Origin of the sequence: Rhizobium sp. NZLR8 (assembly GCF_019685025.1) — a bacterium.
Taxonomy (GTDB): domain Bacteria; phylum Pseudomonadota; class Alphaproteobacteria; order Rhizobiales; family Rhizobiaceae; genus Rhizobium.
In genome coordinates, this window is sequence record NZ_JABDVY010000002.1 from 623871 (window position 1) to 643412 (window position 19542).

The 19542-nt window shown below is 61.8% G+C and carries 14 protein-coding genes; 3 read left to right on the forward strand and 11 right to left on the reverse strand.

All coding sequences use genetic code 11. The features are described 5' to 3' along the window. Window positions 1-139: 139 nt before the first annotated feature. From HJB89_RS06955 to HJB89_RS06970, 4 genes are all read right to left on the reverse strand, one after another. A complete protein-coding gene (locus HJB89_RS06955) occupies window positions 140-1243 on the reverse strand; it encodes an alpha/beta hydrolase (protein WP_259671987.1) in 1104 nt (367 codons plus the stop codon). Window positions 1244-1506: 263 nt separating this feature from the next. Continuing rightward, window positions 1507-4578: an efflux RND transporter permease subunit gene (locus HJB89_RS06960; RefSeq protein WP_221149370.1), complete on the reverse strand. Its 3072-nt coding sequence runs from the start codon at window positions 4576-4578 to the stop codon at window positions 1507-1509. Further along, window positions 4575-5660: an efflux RND transporter periplasmic adaptor subunit gene (locus tag HJB89_RS06965; RefSeq protein ID WP_221149372.1), complete on the reverse strand. Its 1086-nt coding sequence runs from the start codon at window positions 5658-5660 to the stop codon at window positions 4575-4577. Before HJB89_RS06965 ends, HJB89_RS06960 begins: the two co-directional genes overlap by 4 nt. Further along, window positions 5657-6730, reverse strand: a complete 1074-nt coding sequence (locus HJB89_RS06970; protein WP_207584686.1) for an efflux RND transporter periplasmic adaptor subunit — start codon at window positions 6728-6730, stop codon at window positions 5657-5659. Before HJB89_RS06970 ends, HJB89_RS06965 begins: the two co-directional genes overlap by 4 nt. Window positions 6731-6842: 112 nt before the next feature. Between HJB89_RS06970 and HJB89_RS06975 the strand changes: the two genes are divergently transcribed. Together HJB89_RS06975 and HJB89_RS06980 are read left to right on the forward strand one after the other, a co-directional pair. After that, complete coding sequence (locus HJB89_RS06975; protein ID WP_207584685.1) at window positions 6843-7475, forward strand: TetR/AcrR family transcriptional regulator; 633 nt, start codon at window positions 6843-6845, stop codon at window positions 7473-7475. A gap of 176 nt (window positions 7476-7651) precedes the next feature. Next, window positions 7652-8725 (forward strand): LacI family DNA-binding transcriptional regulator, encoded by a 1074-nt coding sequence (locus HJB89_RS06980; protein ID WP_221149374.1) that lies wholly within the window; start codon window positions 7652-7654, stop codon window positions 8723-8725. Window position 8726: 1 nt separating this feature from the next. Here HJB89_RS06980 and HJB89_RS06985 read toward each other — a convergent pair whose 3' ends face one another. Further along, on the reverse strand, window positions 8727-9755 hold the full coding sequence (locus HJB89_RS06985; RefSeq protein ID WP_207584683.1) for an AraC family transcriptional regulator: 1029 nt from the start codon (window positions 9753-9755) through the stop codon (window positions 8727-8729). Between the two features lie 266 nt (window positions 9756-10021). Here HJB89_RS06985 and HJB89_RS06990 point away from each other — a divergent pair, with 266 nt between their 5' ends. Continuing rightward, window positions 10022-11173 (forward strand): ROK family transcriptional regulator, encoded by a 1152-nt coding sequence (locus tag HJB89_RS06990; protein ID WP_221132582.1) that lies wholly within the window; start codon window positions 10022-10024, stop codon window positions 11171-11173. A gap of 164 nt (window positions 11174-11337) precedes the next feature. On the opposite strand, the gene HJB89_RS06995 is transcribed toward HJB89_RS06990, so the two are convergent. The 6 genes from HJB89_RS06995 to HJB89_RS07020 are packed head-to-tail and all read right to left on the reverse strand — an operon-like array spanning window position 11338 to window position 19484. Continuing rightward, the gene (locus tag HJB89_RS06995; RefSeq protein WP_221115175.1) at window positions 11338-12384 is read right to left on the reverse strand and encodes a carbohydrate ABC transporter permease; all 1047 of its coding nucleotides are present in this window, start codon (window positions 12382-12384) and stop codon (window positions 11338-11340) included. A gap of 13 nt (window positions 12385-12397) precedes the next feature. Next, a complete protein-coding gene (locus HJB89_RS07000) occupies window positions 12398-13393 on the reverse strand; it encodes a carbohydrate ABC transporter permease (protein WP_221149375.1) in 996 nt (331 codons plus the stop codon). 2 nt (window positions 13394-13395) lie between these two features. Beyond that, complete coding sequence (locus HJB89_RS07005) at window positions 13396-14502, reverse strand: ABC transporter ATP-binding protein (protein ID WP_221115102.1); 1107 nt, start codon at window positions 14500-14502, stop codon at window positions 13396-13398. Beyond that, entirely contained in the window at window positions 14490-15854 is a 1365-nt protein-coding gene (locus HJB89_RS07010) for a glycoside hydrolase family 28 protein (protein ID WP_221149377.1), read from the reverse strand. Before HJB89_RS07010 ends, HJB89_RS07005 begins: the two co-directional genes overlap by 13 nt. Continuing rightward, window positions 15851-16945 (reverse strand): glycoside hydrolase family 105 protein, encoded by a 1095-nt coding sequence (locus tag HJB89_RS07015; protein ID WP_207584679.1) that lies wholly within the window; start codon window positions 16943-16945, stop codon window positions 15851-15853. Before HJB89_RS07015 ends, HJB89_RS07010 begins: the two co-directional genes overlap by 4 nt. Before the next feature lie 16 nt (window positions 16946-16961). After that, window positions 16962-19484 carry a hypothetical protein gene (locus HJB89_RS07020; protein WP_221149379.1) on the reverse strand — a complete coding sequence of 841 codons (2523 nt, stop codon included), beginning with the start codon at window positions 19482-19484 and terminating at the stop codon, window positions 16962-16964. Between the last annotated feature and the right edge of the window lie 58 nt (window positions 19485-19542).

A 19542-nucleotide genomic window follows, 5' to 3' on the forward strand; every position in this document is an offset into this window, starting at 1 on the left:
CTGAGGTCAAATCGACCACAGCCGGAAGTCTGCTCCTCCTTTGTGCATCTGACCATTTAATAGTCATATTATGCACATCTCTTGGCGATGCCTGAGAATTAGCCATCGCCGGAGCCGGATCGGTCCTTGGCGAAAGCGTTCACTGTGAGCCGACGACACGCCCAGCCAGGCGAAACGGGCTTGCAACCGCGGCACCTGCGGCGTCGAAGACGTAAGCGCCGACGTCACCAGCGGTCGAACGCCTGCCGCTCTCGAAGGAGGCGAGCTGCGCGCCGAACCTGGCGAGCGATGCGTAGCGGTCGTGCCCCAGCCCGTCGGACGCTTGGATCGACGTGATGTCGATGACCCGAAGCCTTTCCCTCACGGCAGCCTCCTCGACGACGGGATCGTCGATATCAAGGCGCCCGACGCGCGGCCGCTCTCCGGCGATGAAACTCGAGGCCGCGAGCGCCCGGTCGTCCTTCGAAACGAGAAGCGATATCGGGATCGGCATCCGCCCGACGTCCTTCAGCTGGGCGCGGAAAACGTCGACATCGATGTCGGGGGCGGCAAGCAACACCGCCAGTTTGCCGATGACATCGTCGCGATGCTGCAGCTTGAGCTGGCGCACCGTTTCCATGACCAGAAACCCGCCCATGCTGTGTCCGAAAAGGACAATACGCTTCACCTTGCCCGAAGCCGAGAGCGACGTGACGAGCGAGGCGAGTTCGGTGCGCGAAGACAGGGCCGCATCGCGGTCGGCGACATAGCCGGCGACCGCCGCGGCCGAAGGCCAGGAGAACAGAATCGGGGCACCCGGTATATTCGCATCCGCGGCGATCTGCGCGGTGCGGTAAAGCGCCTCCTGGTAACTGTAGTTGTAGCCATGCACGAAGATGCCAACGGTGCCGTCGGCCTGCACGGAACCGAGCGCCTGTTGCACGAAGGCATCCTTCGGCAGTTGCTCGCGCTCGATGACCGCAAATTGCCGCTCGGGATCCGGCGTCGCGGTCGGATAGGTGATCGCGGTATCCTTTCGGTCGGGAGGAACCGAAAACTCATACTCCTCATAGGTGAGCGTCTCGGCCCATGCGCTGCCGAAACCGCCGCGCACTCTGTCGGGGGTTCGATTCGTGGCGGCGAGGACCCTCACCCGATCCGGGGCCTTCTCGCCATGAACCTGCTTGTTCAGCGAAACGGGCTTATCGAGATGCACGGGTTGCAGGACATCCGGCGATGGCCGCGTGGCGCAGCCGCCAAGCATCGCCAGGGCGATGCCAACGGTGATGGCCGCAGCGATGCTCGGCGGACCAGCAGGAGTTCCCTTCGACACCTCTCGGGAATGCCGCTCCGCCATCGATCCATTCTTCCAAAGGTCGCTGGCGGTCACGAGTGTGGTTTTGCCCATGTCGTCACTCGGAGTGCGATTCCTGCTCCCGCGTGGGATGGCAATCGCTTGTGCCATCCCACGCATTGCGTTCCAGTCCGTGTTGCAGCCACGGCGGCATGAAATAGCCACTAGCTTCCTCACGCCTCTGCCGCGGCACCGGCCTGGGCGCCTTCATCCCTCGGGATCCTGAACCACGCGACGTAGAGCGCCGGCAGGAACAGCAGGGTGAGCGCGGTTCCGACGACGATGCCGCCCATCATGGCGTAAGCCATCGGTCCCCAGAATATCTCGCGCGAGATCGGGATCAGCGCGAGGGTGGCGGCCGCTGCCGTCAGCATGATCGGCCGCATGCGATGTTCGGTCGCCTCGATGACGGCCTGCCAGGCCGGGACACCTTCGGCGCGCAGATGCTCTATCTGCACGACGAGGATGACGGAGTTGCGGATCAGGATGCCGATCAGCGCCAGCACGCCGAGGATGGCGACGAAGCCCATCGGCGCATGGCTCAGCAACAGCGCCGCAACCACACCGATTAGAGCCGTCGGAGCCACCGCAAAGACCAGGAACAGGCGGCTGAAGCTCTGCAGCTGGATCATCAGGATCGTCGCCATTACGAACAGCATCATCGGAGCGACCGCCGCGATCGGCCCTTGCGCCTCGGCGCTGGATTCGACCGCGCCGCCGATTTCCACCTTGTATCCCACGGGCAGGCTCTTCTGGAATTCTTCCACCTTCGGCTTCAACTGGTCGACGATCGTGGCCGGCTGCGTCGAGCCGATAACGGCTGCCTTGAGCGTGATGGTGGGCTGCCGGTCGCGACGCCAGATCGTCGGTTGCTCGAGCTCGTAGCGGAAATTGGCGACGGCTGAGAGCGGCACGACCTTGCCGTTGGAGGTGGAAAGTTGAAGGTTCTGCAGCGTCTGGATGGAACCGCGCTCCGATGCCCTGGCCCGCCCGATGACATTGACCAGGTAGATGTCGTCGCGGATCTGCGTCGCCGTCGAGCCTTCGACGATGCCGTTAAGGGCGGTGGCGATATCCTCGGAGGAGACGCCGAGTTGGCGCGCCTTGTCCTGCAGCACATCGACCTTGACGACGCGGGAGGGCTCGTTCCAGTCCAGGACCATGTTGGCGAGAAGCGGATGCGTACCGACGATGCCGGCAAATTGCTGGGAGATGTCACGCATCTTTTGGATATCGGGGCCGCTGACCCGGTACTGGACCGGCTTGCCCACCGGAGGGCCGATATCGAGGAGCTTGACGAAGGCGTCGGTGCCGGGAAAGGTTTTCGTCAGATAGCCCTGCAGGTCCGCCCGCACCTTGTCGCGCACGTCAAGCCCCTTGGTGACGATCACCGTCTGTCCGAACGAGACATCAGGCGTCTGCACATCGAAGGAGAGGATGAAGCGCGGCGCGCCCTGGCCGACATAAGTGGTCCAGTGATCGATGTCCTTGTTGCCGGCCAGCATCTCCTTTTCGAACTTGGCCATCTGCCTGTTGGTCTCGGCGATCGAGCTGTTGTGCGGCAGGTTCCAGTCGACGACGAGCTCGGTCCTGTCCGAGTTCGGGAAGAACTGCTGCTGCACCAGCCCCATGCCGACGACCGAGAGGCCGAACACGGCGACGGTGAGCGCGATGGTGATCCAGCGCCAGCCCATCGCCAGCCCCAGAAGCCAGGAGAAGAAGGAGGCGAAGCGGCCCTTCTTCTCGTGATGCGACTTCATGGTCTTCGGCAGGATGGTGACGCCGAGAAGCGGCGTGAACAGCACCGCCACGATCCAGGAGACAACCAGCGAAACCGCGATGACCACGAAAAGCGTGAAAGTGAATTCGCCTGCGGCGCTGTTGTTGAGACCAACGGGAATGAAGCCCGCGACGGTGACGAGCGTTCCCGTCAGCATCGGAAAAGCCGTCGATGTATAGACGTAAGTGGCGGCTTTCTTGAGATCGTCGCCCGCTTCCAGACGGGCCACCATCATCTCTACGGCAATCATGGCGTCGTCGACGAGCAGTCCGAGCGCAATGATGAGCGCGCCGAGCGAAATACGCTGCAGCGAGATGCCGGAATATTCCATCACCACGAAGGTGATGGCGAGCACAAGAGGGATGGAAATCGCCACCACCATGCCGGCGCGCAAGCCGAGGCTGATGAAACTGATGACAAGCACGATAGCGATCGCTTCGAAGAGCGCGCGGGTGAAGCCCGAAACCGCTTCGTCGACGACGGCCGGCTGATCGGAAACGCGGTGGACATCGACGCCGATCGGAAGATCGGCAACGATACGTTTCATCTGCGCGTCCAGCGCCTCGCCGAACTCCAGCAGATTGGCGCCCTGCTTCATGCCGATCGCAAGTCCGATCGCCGGTTCGCCATTGAAGCGGAACAGCGCCGACGGCGGATCGACATAACCGCGCTTGATCGTGGCGACGTCGGTCAGCGGAAAGAAGCGGTCGTTGATCCGAAGGTTGATCGACCGCAGGCTTTCCTCGGAGGTGAACTGTCCGCTCACCCGCAAGGCGATACGCTCCGGCCCGGCATCGACAAAGCCGGACTGGGTAACGGCGTTCTGCGCCTGCAGGGTGCTGATCACCGACTGCTGGTCGATGCCGAGTGCTGCGATCTGGCGCGTGGAGAATTCGAGGTAAATCGCTTCATCCTGAGCGCCGACCACATCGACCTTGCCGACATTGGGCACGGTCAGAACCTCGGAGCGGGCGTTTTCCACGAGGTCGCGAAGCTGCCGCTGGGTCAGCCCATCGCTCGTGAAGGCGTAGATGTTTCCGAACACGTCGCCGAAGCGATCGTTGAAGAAAGGTCCGACGACACCGCTCGGAAAATCTCCCTTAATGTCGGCGATCATGTTGCGGATGCGCAGCCAGGTCGGCGCGACATCCCCAGCCTTGGTGGTCGGCAGCAGTTCGACGAAGACGGTCGTCTGGCCAGCGACGGTCTCACTCTTGGTGTAGTCAAGCGACTCCAATTCCTGAAGCTTCTTTTCGATCCTGTCCGTCACCTGCCGCGTTATCTCTTCGGCGGAAGCGCCGGGCCACTGCGCCGTAATCACCATTGTCTTGATCGTGAAGTTCGGGTCTTCCTCGCGGCCGAGGTTCAAATAGGAGAAGGCGCCGGCGAGAATGAAGACGATCATGAAGTACCAGACGAGCGAACGGTGTTTGAGCGCCCAGTCGGAAAGGTTGAAGGACTTCACTGGCTGATCTCCTGGTCGATCCTGATGGCCTGGCCATCTTCAAGTTTATGCACGCCTGCCACGGCCACCCTGTCTCCGGGGGCAAGCCCCTCTGCGATGCGGACGCTGCCGCCTCCGACGACGTCGCCGTCAATCTTCACGCGGCGCAGCGATACCTTCTTGCCGGGCACGTCGACGATCCAGACGCTCGGGCCCTCGGCGCCGGCAAGGATTGCCGAAGACGGCAGCACGATCTCCGGATCGGCGGCAATGGTGGCCGAGGCTGATATAACGGCACCGAGCCTGAAGGCCTCCGGCGGATCGGTAAGCGCGATCTTCGTTCGGCTCGTGCGAGTGGAGGCGTCCGCCTCCGGCGCGATCTCGCGCACGACCCCTGACGCACGAATTGCAGGATCGAGCTGCAGCGTCACTTCGAAGGGCGCGCCGATCTTCAGTTTCTGGGCAGTGCCCTGCGGCACGTCGACCACGGCGTCGCGCTTGTTCGGCCGCGCGATGGTCACGACCGTCTGGCCGGCTGATACCACCTGCCCGACCTCGGCCGAGGCCGCCGTCACCACTCCGTCGAATTCCGCGCGAAGCTGCGCATAGCCGAGCTGCTCATTGGCCTTGTCGAGATTGGCCTGCGCCTTGGCGACCGCGGCCGAGGCCGATCGTCTCGCCAGCTCGGCCTCTTCGAGCGAGGCTTCGGTACCGGAGCGCGATTCCACCAGCGCGCGCTGGCGCTGCTCGGTGGTCACCGCGTTCCTCAACTGGGCGTCGCTGTTTTCCACATCGGACTGGGAGCTGCGCACGGCAAGCTCCAGCGCCAGCGGATCGATGGCTGCGACGACATCGCCCTTCTTGACGACATCTCCGACATTGACGTTGCGGGCGATCATCCGCCCGAGAATCCTAAAGCCGAGCTCGGTCTCGATCGTCGGCTCGACTGTACCGGTCAGGCTGAGACTGGTGGCAGGCGTCTGCGTGACTGTCATCGACAGCACGGGACGCGGCGCTTCTTCGTTGTTATCCTCTTGCCGCGTGCAGGAGGAGATCAGGGCCGTACCCATCATTAGTGCGACTATCTTGGGACGAATACTCACTTGGAAGCTTCCTTGACATAAGAAACGATTTCACCGGGCCTGAGGAACTTTGTTCCTTCAGTCACCACGACCTCTCCTGCCGACACGCCCGATTTCACGATAAAGCTGCCGGTCTCGTAGCCGGTGACATCGACGGCCCGCACAGAGACCTCTGACGATGCGGGATCGGCTATCCAGACGGCTGGCTTGCCGTCCTTGGCGGTCATTGCCGACCAGGGAAGCTGGATGACGTCCTGGGAGACGTAGTTGAATCTTCCGACGACGGGAGCGCCCAGCGGAATGGGAGCGTCGCTCGAGATCGCGACCTTGACCTTGATGGTGCCGGTGGAGGAATCGATCGTCGGCGAAATCTCGCGAACCTTCGCCGTGATCTTTTGCGTCGGGTCCGAAAGGAGGGCCACGGTCCCGTCGCCTGCGATCGGGCGCAGGAAGGCGCTTTCGACCACCTCGAAGACGGCGTCCCGGTCGCCGTCATGAGCAAGGGTGAAGACGACCTGAGCGGCCTGCGCCACCTGCCCGACCTCGGCATTGCGGGCGGTGATCACCCCGTCGACGTCCGCCTTCAGCTCGGTGTAGGACAGGGTGTCCTGGGCGGTTTCGAAAAGCGCCTGCGCCGACTTCGTCGATGCCCGGGCCGTCAGAAGCGCCTCCTGCGCCTGATCGAGCGCAGCGCGGGTCGTCACCTGCGTTCGAAACAGGCTCTGCTGGCGATCGAATGCCAGCTGCGCCTGGGTCTGCTGCGCTTGCGCCGACTGAAGATTGGCCGCCGCCACGTCCAGATCGGCCTTCTGCTCTTCCGGATCGATGCGGGCCAAAAGCTGACCCGCCTTCACGGACTGCCCGATTTCCACCAGCCGTTCGACGATCTTGCCGCTGACGCGGAAGGACAGATCGGTCTGAACGCGGGCGCGGACTTCTCCCGTGATCGCACCGCCCTGGACCAGCGGCTCAGGCTTGGCGACGACAACACCGACCTGCCGCGGGGTTGGTCCGGCCGGTCGGCTGTCATCACTGCATGACCCGAGACCGATGGCGCATACGATCGCTGCGGCGACCTGAATGGTTCTCATAATAGACCTCTTGCTCTCAACGGCAGCTCCTATATAATTGACTGACGCATTAGTCAATGAAACTTTGCGCCGGAGGGAACGAGGGCGCGCACGACAAAGGAAGGCGAGAAAAATGGCAGCTCAGAAGAAACTCACACGCGCAGAACAGAAAGCGCTGCGACCCATCCAGATCCTGGATGCCGCTTTCGAGGAATTCGTCAGAAGCGGTTTTGCCGGAACGAGGGTCGAAGACATCGCCGAGCGGGTCGGCGTCACCAAGGGCACGGTCTACGTCTATTTCGAAACCAAGGAAAAGCTATTCGAAGCGATGATCAACCACTTCTCCGTGCCGTTTCAGGAACTGGTCGTGATCGCCGATCGGCTCAGCGGCAGCGCTACCGACAGACTGGTTTCAATTCTGGGACTCTTCTACGAGCAAATTCCCGAGGACCGCGCGACGCGCGAGTTAACGCGACTCGTCATTTCGGAGGGACAGCGCTTTCCCGACCTGATCGATCGCCACCACGATCAGTTCATTGCGCCGATCATCGCCAAGATCGACGCTCTCATTCTGGAGGGCATGGCCTCGGGGGAGTTTCGTCAGGTTCCGGTGGAATTTTCCGACATCGTGGTCGCGCCCATCCTGACGACGACGGTTCTGCGACTGATATTCGACGACCGCCGCGTGCCCACTCCCAACAAGGAGGCCTTCCTGCGGACCTATTTCGACCTGCTGTTCAACGGCTTGCTCGCCAAGCCTCACTGATCGCCAATGGTTCCAGCGCCCGCGATCATCGCTCATTTGCGGCAGCGCTGCGGCCGGTTTTCGCCGAAAGAGGAAAAATAGGCTGCAGCGCACGTAGATTTTCTGAAGTTTTTATGTGAAAACATCGTGTTAGCTTGTGCCTTCGAAGGCACGACCTCAATTCGCGACGGAATAAAGTGGAACGCAAAGTCAATCTCAAGGATGTCGCGCGCGACGCTGATGTATCGCTGAGCACGGCCTCGCACGCTCTGAACGGAACCGCGCCGCTGACGATAGAAGTGCGCGAACGGGTTCTGGATTCGGCCAAACGCTTGGGTTACCTCGACCGCCGGCGAAAGAAGGCGACGATTGCGGCGCTGCGCGTTCTGCTTCTCGCCATTCCCGATGATGCCGCGCCGGAGAGCGACCTTAACCTAGTGAGCTGGACGATCCTCAACGGTCTTCGAAGGGAGTGCGAGCGTCGCGGCATCCGGATCGTACCCTTCGTCAGCACCGGACGGCGCATCGACGGCGCTCATGTCAGGCAGATCGCGCTTTCGGAGCGTGCCGACGGCATCGTGGTCCTGAACGACGATCAGCCGGAACTCATCCGCAGCCTCGCCTCCCCTGACATGCCGGTCGTCATCGTCAACGGCGAGGATCCCGCTATGCTGGTCGATACGGTGACACCCGAAAACCGCTTCGGAGCAAGGCTCGGCATCGCGCACTTGCTGGCGCTCGGGCATCGCCGCATCCTGCACCTGACCTGGAAGGGCCGCACGACGATCCAGCGGAGATATGACGGCTTTTCCGATGCCTATTTCGCCGCCCAGCTTCCCGTGCCGGACGATATGATTCTGGAGGCCGAGGGATATGAGCCGAGACACGGCGAGGCTGCCATCAATGCGTTGCTCGACCGCGATCCTACGCTGAAAGGGGCGACCGCCGTCTTTTGCGCGGCCGACAATCTGGCGCTCGGCTGCCTGAAGGCATTGGCCGATCGCGACATAGGCGTGCCGGAAGCGATCTCTGTGCTGGGCTTCGACGATATCGTCCCCGGCGAATTCAGCCGTCCGCCGCTTTCAACGGTCAGCGTTCCTACCGACAAGCTCGGCGCCGCCGCACTGGCACTCATCGAACAAAGGCTGATCGCCAACGACCCGCAGCGCCCGGCCCATCGCCTGGAACTCGGATGCCATCTCGTCCTGCGCCGCAGCGTCGCGCCGCCGCGTCAAGAACCTGTCGGAAGGCCTCAAATCCCAAAGGCTTGAATTAACGCAAACGCTCTGCCCGCAGTCGCGTATCCCGCGGGCTCTCGCCAAAGGTGCCGCGGTAGATGATGGAAAACCTGCCCGCATGCGCAAAACCCCATATCGCGCAGATCTCGCGGACGGATCGTTGGTTTGTTGGATCCCGCAGTTGTTCGCGGGCTGCCTGCAGCCGGATGGAGCGCAGATAACAGGCCGGAGAAGTCCCCCTGAAAGCTTTGAATCCCGTCTGCAGCGCGCGAAGTGAAACGCCGACATTATCCGCAACCATCGCCATGGTGAGAGGCTCGGCGATCTTGGCATGCATATAGTCGATGGCCCGTCGGACATGCCAAGGCGCAACCAGCGATATTTTCTTTTTTTCCATTTGACCTGAAAGGCGGTGGTGGCCAAATCGGATCACGAGGTGAGCGAGGGTCTCGCTCATCGTCGCCATGGCGAGAGGGGAGGACAAAAGCGGACCGCCGTTGCGCATACCCTGGACGATTGTCTGTACCAGATTGCCGATAAGCTGGCCCGACTGTGTCGCAAGATCCAGAACGGGCTCAAGGTCGAGCGACTCGGAGAGCGGTGTTTCCATAAGTGAAACGAGCATTCGCTTCACGACTCCCCAGTCGAGGAAGAGTACATCCGAAGTGTGCGGACCTTGGACGAAACGATCATCGGCCTCATGATTATTGGCCATGAGAAGGTGACCCGCTCCACTTTCAACCGACCTTTTTCCAATGGACACCCGAAAGGATCCGGTATGCGGAAGGTAGAAGGCAAGGTGTTGCGGCGTCTCATTGAGCGTTCGAACTGTCCAAGAACTTTGAAAGACGGAGTGAAGAACCGTAAATCCATTGCCTCTTCTCAAGTCTGCCGCCCAGGGGAAGATTCGATCGTTGCCTAGCGGCTGTGCGGCGAAAACCCCATAACCCGCCGACAGTGTTTGAACCATCGACTCGAAGTCGCGGCCTTGATGCATCGGTGCGAACCCATAATTCTCGCGCTCAGGAGCGCGCGCCGTATTCTCGTATCGCGAGGAAATCATGTTGCTCGATCCTCTCTTTCAGCACCCGCCTGCCGCAAGGCCGAGCGTTCCATCTCGCTCGAGCTTGCAGTGATGGCGAATGGGTTCCTCCAAACGCACGGACCCGCTCTTCGAGTCCCTGAAATGCACTCATCTCGGCTGGCTTGGCCAATCTTGATGAGGTAAGCAAGCTCGGCAAACAGGGGATCGAATCCCCTCATTTGACAGAAGCAACATGCACCTGCAATCTGCTTCACACTCACAGTGTAAATCAAAACGAACTGCAAATGAAGTATGATCCGCTAAAACATGTTGCCGCGCATTTTTTGCGAGATGCACAACCGGCCCGAGTGGCGTCCCGCAACGAACGGGACCTCTTGCGGCTGATCTGGAAATCCCCAGGGATCGAGCGCTCCGACCTGACCGAGCCGCTCGATCTCACCCAGCAATCCCTGCACAGGATCGTCGCACGGCTTCATGAGCGAGGAATGATCGTCTTTTCGCATTCTGAAGGCCGACGGTCAGGTCCGCCCAGCCCGGAGCTGACCCTTCGAAAGGACTGGTGTCTGACACTTGGAATCTCCGTCAACGTCGGCTCGATCGGCCTTTGCCTCATGGGCTTTGGGGAACCATTGGAAAACTTGGAAATCCAGCAGGCGGGCACTTCGCTGTCGGCTGAGCTGGAACAGATCGAAGCGGCGGTCGAAGACATTCTGGCTCGCCGGGGCGCCAAACGCCGCGACATTCTCGGCGTCGGCCTGGCGGTCGCCGGCCACCGTATGCTGGAAACGGCCTTCAATTGTCCTCTGCCGCTCGCTCATTGGTCATTGATCGACCTAGCGCCTTTGCTTGGGAAGCAGCTCGGCTTGCCGGTCTGGGCAGACAATGCCACCAGGACCGCAGCTTTGGCGGAAGCGATCTTCGGCGTTGGCCGTGATGCCGCGGATTTCGCTTATATCGCTCATCTTCATGGCTATGGCGGCGGCCTGGTTTCCGGGGGCATGCCGTTTCGCGGCAGTTTCGGTAACGCCGGTGAATTCTCCGTTCTCTTCGCGCGTCAGGATTACGGCGACCGTCCTGCACTCGGCCAATTGCTTGAATACCTACGCAGCAAAGGTCGCTCCGACTTGACCCTCAAGGATCTGAAGAACGAAAACCTGGTGGATTGGGATGGCGTTCGCGAATGGGTCGACCGCGTCACTCCGGCCCACAATCGCGCCATCAATGCGATCAGCGCGATATTCGACCCGGCACTGATCGTCCTTGGCGGCGAGCTTCCGCATTCACTCGCGAGAATGCTTATCGAACGGACCGAATTCAACAATCTGCCTCGGCACGGCGTGTTGCGCGACGTTCCCAGCCTTGCGGTGGCACAGATCATCGATGCCCCAGGCGCAATCGGCGCGGCCTTGATCCCGCTATTTGAAACTGTTTTGTGATACCTTTGCCAGCAGTGCCTGGATGACGCAGACCTTCGGAACCATGACCAAACCAACGGCCAAAGCGCACCGCATGAATCACGTTCGATGCGACACGCTTCAGCCGGGAGGTACGGGTATGGTTCTTCGATGTTGGGCGCAGGTCTATTTCCACGCCTCGCCCTTCACTTCATCCCTGTTCCGGCGATGCCGGTGGTGATGTATTTCTGCAGGAACAGGAACACGATAGTGACAGGCAGCAGACTGAGGAAGGTCATCGCCAGGATATAGTGCCACTGCACCGAGAACTCTCCCTGAAATGCGTTGAGACCGACCTGCAGCGTGAAATTCTCGCGGCTGTTGAGGACGATGAGCGGCCAGAGGAAATCGTTCCAGCGCCAGAGCACCGAAAAGATCGCCAGCACTGCCAGCGCCGGCGCCGTCAGCGGCAGGATGATGCGCCAGAAAATGCAGAATTCGCTCGCCGCGTCGACGCGCGCCGCCTCGATCAGCTCATCGGGTATGGTCAGCATATATTGCCGCAGCAGGAAGACGGCCGTCGGAGAGGCGACTGTCGGCAGGATGACACCCCAGAGGTTGTCGGCAAGCCCGACCCCGACGATGACGAGATAGGCCGGAACCATGACGACGGCGAGCGGGATCATCAAGGTTGAAATGATGATGACGAAAACAGTTGTGTCGCCACGAAATTTGTATTTCGACAGCGCAAAAGCCGCCATCGCATTGACGACGAGGGTCAGCAGCGTCGCAACCACCGTGACGAACACCGAATTCTTGAGGAAGGTCAGGAAGTTGAAGCGCGTCAGCGGATCGGTGTAGTTCTCGGTGGCAATAGTCAGATGCTGCACCGGCGTCATCCCCTTCACGTCGACGCTGACCGGTGGTCCCGGATTTGCCGGATCGACCACTTGCGCCTTGAGGCCGATGCGCCGCACCATGGCCATTTCGCGCTGCTGACCGTCGATAGTGACCTGCCAGAGACTGAGCGGCTTGTCGAAGCCGGGCACCGTCTGCTCCACGGCGGCGCGCGGAAGCAACGTCGGCGGAAAACGGGTGATCTCGGCCGCCGGCTTCAGCGAAGAGAGGCCCGCCCAGACGACGGGAACGAGCACCGCCAGCGTTCCACCGATCAGCCAGACCCATGACAGAATATCGGTGATGTCTATGCGTCCGGCCCGGCGCGTGCGCGTCATGAAGCTGATCGGGTTCATAGAGCTGGTCATCTCAGGACTCCATTCGCTTGCCGAGGCGCAGCTGTATGAGGGTGAGAACCAGAAGCACCAGTCCCATGAGAACCGATGCGGCCGACGCAAGTCCGAAGAGGCGAAGGTCGCTGCTGAACGCCATCTGGTAGATGTATTGGACGATGAAGCTGTTGGCCGTGCCCGGGCCACCGCCGTTGGTCAGAACCCACGCCTCATCGAAGATTTGCACGGATTTGATCATCAGAAGGATGAAGACGACCAGCAGGTTCGGGGCCAACAGCGGAAGCGTGATCCTGAAAAGCGTGCGGCGCGGCGAAGCGGCGTCGATGGAGGCTGCTTCGTAGAGTTCTTTCGGGATCGCCTGGAGGCCGGCGAGCAGGATGAGCGTGTAAAAGCCCATATGGAACCAGACCGACACCACGACGACGAAGAAACGCGACCAGCCGACATCCAGCAGGAAAATCTCCGGGGGAACGCCGATCATCTGAAAGAAGGCGTTCAGCAGCCCGTTGCGATCGAGGAACCATTTCCAGATCAGGCCGATGACGACGGGCGACAGCAAGACGGGATAGAAGAACATCGCCCTGAAGAAGCCGCGCGCAAAAATCGCCCGGTTGAGGATCAGCGCGGTGATCAGCGCCACCAGCAATGTGGCGACGACGTTGAACGACACGAACCAGAGCGTATTCCACACCGCCGTCCAGAACAGCGATTCCCGGCAGGTTCCCGGCTGCAGGTAATTGCCGCAGGAAAGCAGCGTCCGGAAATTGTCCAGGCCGACGAAGGGCCGCTCCGACACGAAAAGATTGGTGCCGCCGGTGAAGGCGTAACCCACTGCAATCGCGATCGGAAGGAACGTGAAGATCGCGAACAGAACGAGGTTCGGCGCCAGGAACAGCCATGGCATGCGCTTGCGGCCGAAGATGCGTTCAATCACATTAATCGGGGCTTCGACCACCCTCATTGCCGTTTCTCCTGTCTGCGACAGCAATGCACCTGCTTTGAGCGCCGCCATCTTCAGCGTCTCCCCTGTCCGGGCCGCCGGCCAAAGGCCAGGCCGCTTTCGGGATCGAACAGATGAACCCGTTCCGGAGCGGCGTCGATCGAGATCAGGTCGCCTTGCGTGGGCGCGAAATGGCCGGCCTCATGAATGATGATCTGCTCGTCGTGGCCGGCAAGGTTGCCGTAGACATAGGTCTCGGTGCCGAGGCCCTCGTGATACTGGACGACGAATGGCAGTCCTTGCTCTCCGACGCGTGAAAAATGCGCAGGCCTTATACCGGCAAGAACGGCCTGCCCGACCGCGATGCCGGCAGGGTCGACATCGCTGACGATCTTGCCGCCGTTGTCGACATCGATGGCCACACCGCTTTCACCGATAGCCGAGACCTTGCCCCTGATGATGTTCATGCGCGGTGAGCCGAGGAAGCCGGCGACGAAGAGATTGCGCGGGTTGTCGAAGAGTTCCAGCGGCGCGCCGACCTGCTCGACCCGCCCGGCGCGCAGCACGACGATCTTGTCGGCCATCGTCATCGCCTCGACCTGGTCATGCGTCACATAGACCATCGTCGTCTTGATCTCGCGGTGGAGCTTGGTGATCTCAGCCCGGGTCTGGACGCGCAGCGCCGCGTCGAGATTCGACAACGGCTCGTCGAAGAGAAAAATATCCGGTTCGCGCACGATGGCCCGGCCGATGGCAACACGTTGGCGCTGGCCGCCCGAAAGTTGCTTCGGGCGCCGGTCGAGATAGGGTTCGATCGCCAGCATCCTGGCGGCCTCGGCAATGCGCGCCTCGATCTCGGCGCGCTTGAACTTCAGATTTTCAAGGCCGAAAGCGAGGTTCTTGCGAACGCTCATATGCGGATAGAGCGCGTAGGACTGGAAGACCATGGCGATCTTGCGCTCGGCCGGCGAGAGTGCGCTGACGTCCCGGCCTCCGATCGCGATTGCCCCCGACGTGACCTCTTCGAGGCCAGCGATGACGCGCAAAAGGGTCGACTTGCCGCATCCCGACGGACCGACGAAGACAACGAACTCGCCGTCCTTGATATCGAGTTCGACGTCGTGCAGGACTTTGACCGAGCCATACGATTTGTTGACGTTGGAAAGTTTCAGTTCTGCCATGCCCCACTCCCATCGGGTGCCGCCGTTTCGAAGACGACGTCAATTGCGTTCCAGCCTTGCGGCAGCGGTGTCGGCCTCGTGATCCGCACCTCGTTCATCAATATCCCGGCAACCCCCGCCACATAGATGGCCGGCATTCCGTCCGGATAATTCTCAAGACCGATCACCCGCCCGTCCGAGCCGCGCGTCCAGGCATTTGCGCGGCCACCGCCGTCGACCTTCGGGGCAAGATCGGCACTGGTCGGGCGCAGGTCGTAGGATTGAGCGGTGCCGAGTTGCCCCGGCTGCTGTTCTAGGCCGATGCGTCTCAGCGATACGTTGCGGATGCCGGCCGGTGCGGCCGCAATGACGGTGATCGCCCCTTGCATCTGCCCGCTGACGTCCTCGACGATGAGGTTCCCGATGGCGCCCGCAGGGCGCTCGGTGACACGGTCGACGACATTAACGGTCAGCGCCTCCCCGGATCCCCAGAACCCATCGGGCGTTTCGCGGCACTCTACCGCGATCCGCGAAAACCGGACGTTCGATATCCGGCCGCCGTCGCGCGAAAATATGCCGAGCGCCCGGTTGGATGATGAGACACTGCAATCCTCGAAAGCGACATTGGTGATGTCGCCATGGGTTTCCGTGCCGATCTTCAGCGCGCAGCTGAGGCTCTGAACCGAGCAGCGGCGGACAAGGATATTTTCGCATCGGCCGATCGCTACACCATCAGGACCGATACTGGTCTTCAGGCAGATGCCGTCATCGGCCGTCGATATCGTGCAGTCCTCGATGACGGCGCCGCGGCAGGCGTCGAGCACGATGCCGTCCGTATTGGGAAGGCGGCGGTCGTTGTCGATCGTCACGTTCCGGACTCTGACATCGGTGCAATCGACAAAATGCAGCGTCCACATAGGCGAGCGGCTGATATGCAGCGCGTTGATCTCGACCTCGTCGCAGCTCTCGAAGACGACGACGCGGGGACGGAATTCGGCGGGGGTGAAAGTTCCCACCGTCTCGTCATCTCCGATGATGAAGCTGTCGCCGCCGGCTTCGATACGCCCTTCCCCCGTCAGGCTGATCCGCTGCGCGCCCTTGGCGACGATCATGCCACGGTCCGACTTCTCGGCGATCACCGAAACAATCGTATGCGCGTAGGCGCTATAATCCGGAACGGGACGCAGGATCGCGCCGGCGGCGAGATGAAGATCGACACCGGAGCGAAGGCGGAGCCCCCGGCAGATGTGGATGCCTGCAAGCAGTTCCAGCCGTCCGCCGCCGGAAGCCGATAGAGCATCGATCGCCGCCTGAAGGCGGGCCGTGTTGTCGCCATCGACCGCCTCAATCGCGACGAGAGATACAGCGCTCATTGGCGACGACCGTTTTCGAGGATGACTTCGGTCAGCAGCAGCATGGTCAGCGCCTGGCCGTAAGGCGTCGGCACGTTCGGGATGCGCCGGTAGAAATCGAGGTCATGGCCCATCGGCGTGCCGTCCGAGACGCCGTGAACGATGCCTTCTTCGTCGATCTGCGCCAGCACCGCCGCAAGCGCGCGCTCCGCATAAGCCTTATCGCTATCGTCGAGAATGCCGGCATCGACGGCGCGCAATATGCCATAGGCAATGCCAGCCGTGGCCGAGGTTTCCAGCGGCGACCAGGGGTCGTCCAGAAGGGTCGTGAACATCCCGTCCGGCCTCTGGTACTCCTTCAGCGAGCGCACCTGGCTGACGAGAACGTTCGAAAGGAACCGCCGGTCCTTTTCGCCAAGCGTCGGAACCAGATCGAAGAGCTCGGGAATGGCGACGGTGATCCAGGCATTGCCGCGCGCCCAGAAGGCATTGGCGAAATTGTGCCGGCCGTTGAAGGTCCAGCCGTGATACCAGAGACCGCTCACCGGATCGGAGAGGTAGCGGGTGTGGATCACGAACTGATAGACGGCCTCGTCGATCCAATCGTTGCGCTCGCAGAGCACGCCGGCTCGGGCGAGAAACAGGCAGGCCATGAACAGCGTATCGTCCCACAATTCGCCGTCGTTGAGGCGCTCCTTGACGACGTGCTGAAAGCCGCCCTCCTCGGTCTTCGGCAATTCCTTGACCAGCCAATCGGCCCAGTCCTCGACGAGCGCGCGAAAATCCGGACGGTCGACATGCTGGACGAGGATCGCCAGCGGCAGCATCGGCGCCGTGCTGTTGATCTGGCGCGGCGGCAGACCGCGTTCGATCTGGCCGGCATACCAGGCGACGAGCTCCTCCAGCGCCTTCCGGTCATTGGTGGATATGGCCCGCCGCAGGAAGCCGTAGAGGCCGACGCCGACTTCCCAGTCCCATTCGTCGAACTGGATCCCGGAGGTGGAGCTTCCGGTCACCAGACCTTCCTTGATGCCTCTGAGCCGGCTGAAAGCCGTCGCCACCCGATCGATCGTCGTCAGGAGGGCGGCGTTGTCGACAGATGTAGTGTTCATGCGGGAGCCCTATCTTTCAGGAGTAGAACGGTCTGTCAGCGCCGGCGCCGGAGGCCGCACTGTCGTGGGTGAGGATCGGGTGCGGCTGATCATGCGTGAACGGCCGGGGCTGGCCGGCGATCGAAAGACCGTCGGCATAGGAGAGAGAGATCGCCGGGCCACCCGGCGGCGTCAGCGCAAGGCACCGAAGCGCGGGATCGAAGGATACCGTCGTCTGGCACAGGCGCTCGAGGAAGGCTTTGAAGGCGTCGCCATTGCCGCACCCAACGATGGCCGCCCAGCCGCAGAGCGGCCCATAGGAGCGCGCCTCGCGACCGCCGGTCGGGCCGTCGGTGATCAGTTCCAACCCGTTCGAGGCCCAGAGGGCGGAAAATCCCCTGCCCGATCGCGCGATCAGCCACTTGTCTTCGATGATGAGATCGTCGAGCCCATCGCGGCCGATATAGGCATGCATCCATGCATGCCGTGCGTCGCAAGTATCTTCGATCAGGAGGGCGACGTCGCGATGCTGGGCGACGCGGGGCAGGATGCCGTTGCCGGCCCAATAGGATGGCCTTTGATTGCCCCAGGGATCGTCCTCGCCGGGATGATTGACCCAGAGTCTCGCCATCGGATGGCCGGCCAGCCTGATATCGAGAACATGCTGCTGGTGCCCCTTCTGGCCAGTCTTGTGATCAATGACCGTCGAAAGCTGCGCCGCCTCGTTCTTGAACAGCACGAGTTTGCCGCTCTCAAGCCCCTGGCTGTAACGCGCCTCGACGCTTCTGCCCCGCGAAAGTGCTGCAAGCTCGGCGAGATCGGCGGGCGGCTCGTAGCCGCCGGCGCAGAACATGGTCAACGCGGCGACACCGTTGTTCAGCCAACCAGTTCCGAAGGCGACCTGGGCGAAAGGCGCGAGCTCGGTCAGCGGGCCGGCGCGCAATTCCTTGTCGTAAGCGCGGCCCTGCGAACCGGCCGGAACGCCGGCCAGAGTATGAAGAGCGATCATCCGGAAGATGAGGTCGATCTGCCCGCGAGAACGATCGGCGATCTCGCTCTCGGCCCAACGTTCCAATGCGAGCAGGCCGATGAAATCGATCGGGTAATAAGCGGCCGAATTCCACTCCGCCAGGCCATGGGCCTCGACGCTGTCGAACCAGCGCCCGAGGCGCGTGACGGCGAGTTCCGCCTGCTGCCGTCCCGTCCGCCCCGAAGCCGAGAATACCGCGTCGGGGAGAAGAAGCCCGGCCAGCAGCTGACTGGTATGGAAGCAGAGCACGTGGTTCTCGCTCCAGAACCACATCGCGTCATTGCCCGGCTCGTCGACCCAGTAACGGTAGGAGAGAACGGAACGGCGGATGCGCTTGACCGTCGCCTCGGGCATCCGGTCGCCATAGGCGCCGAGCAGCCACAAGAGCGGCACCATAATGAAATCAGAGCAATCCTCCCGTGCCTCGATCGAGGCAAGTGTCGCGTCGACGATGCGGTCGAAGCTTTCCTGGTCTTGATGGCCGATTTCCATCATCGCGATCAGGCGCCCGGCGCGGTTGGCGCCGAAGCGGGCGCTGTATTCCAACGCCTGCTGCTTGCGGGCGGCAAGCGACGGCTCGGGCGGCAATGGCGAAATGCTGCTCATGAACGCGGCATCGATGACGCGGCTGACCGAACCCGGGCCGGAGCCGATCGTCATGTGGATACCGTGATAACCGTCGGCAATGCCGCAGATATCTTCGGCGATCAGACGGCTCTGATGGGCGCGCAGGGTCAGTTTCGAATGGGCGAGAACGGGCCGCTCGTGGCCATGGCCGACGACCTTGAGTTCCACCGGCAGGTCGCGCTCGGGCGCCGTGTCGAAGATGATCTCCAGCGGCTGGTTGACGAAGACGTCGCGGGCCGGCCGCACGCCGCGTGACAGCGCTTCCAGCTCGCGCACCTCGTCCTGATCAAGCGATACCGGCAGCAGCACGCAGAGCGGCTCCTTGTCCAGCATTTCGAGCTCGAAGAACCAGGTCGTGTCGCGCTCGGCAAGATCTTCGGTATGGACGAGAATCTCATTGTCGCCGGCATCGAGCGACAGCGCTATTTCAGTTGCGCTTTCGGTGTTGCGCTTGAAGGGCTCGAAGCGCACCGTCTCCTGCCCGTTGACCCAGATGCGAACGCCGCCGCAGGTCTTGAGCGCGAGATTGAGCGTGCGCGGAGCTTCCGTCCTGAACGTGCCCTTCAGCCATCGCCTGATATGCGTCGGCACATGCCAGAAGCTGGTAAACTCGACGCGGCGGTTCGAGCCTGGGAGATACAGGCTTTCGGTCGGCCAGGACGTGTCGGCGATGAGCGCCCGCCCCACCATGGTCGACCAGAAGGCCTTGCGACACGGCAGGTCGCCGACGTCGACGAAACCGTTGATGAAGCGATAGTTCACGCGATCTTCGGCGAGCGCCGGCTCGCCGGGGAAATAGCTGGCGATGAGGCCCGAAACGGCCCATGCCGTTATCGTCTGGCCCTCGGCCACGCTATAAGCCGGCGCCACGTCACCCGGCTGCTTGATGCTTTCCGTTTTCACAGATCGCCTCCTCCGCAATCAAATGAAAATATTTTCATTATGTTATTCGAGTGCTTGA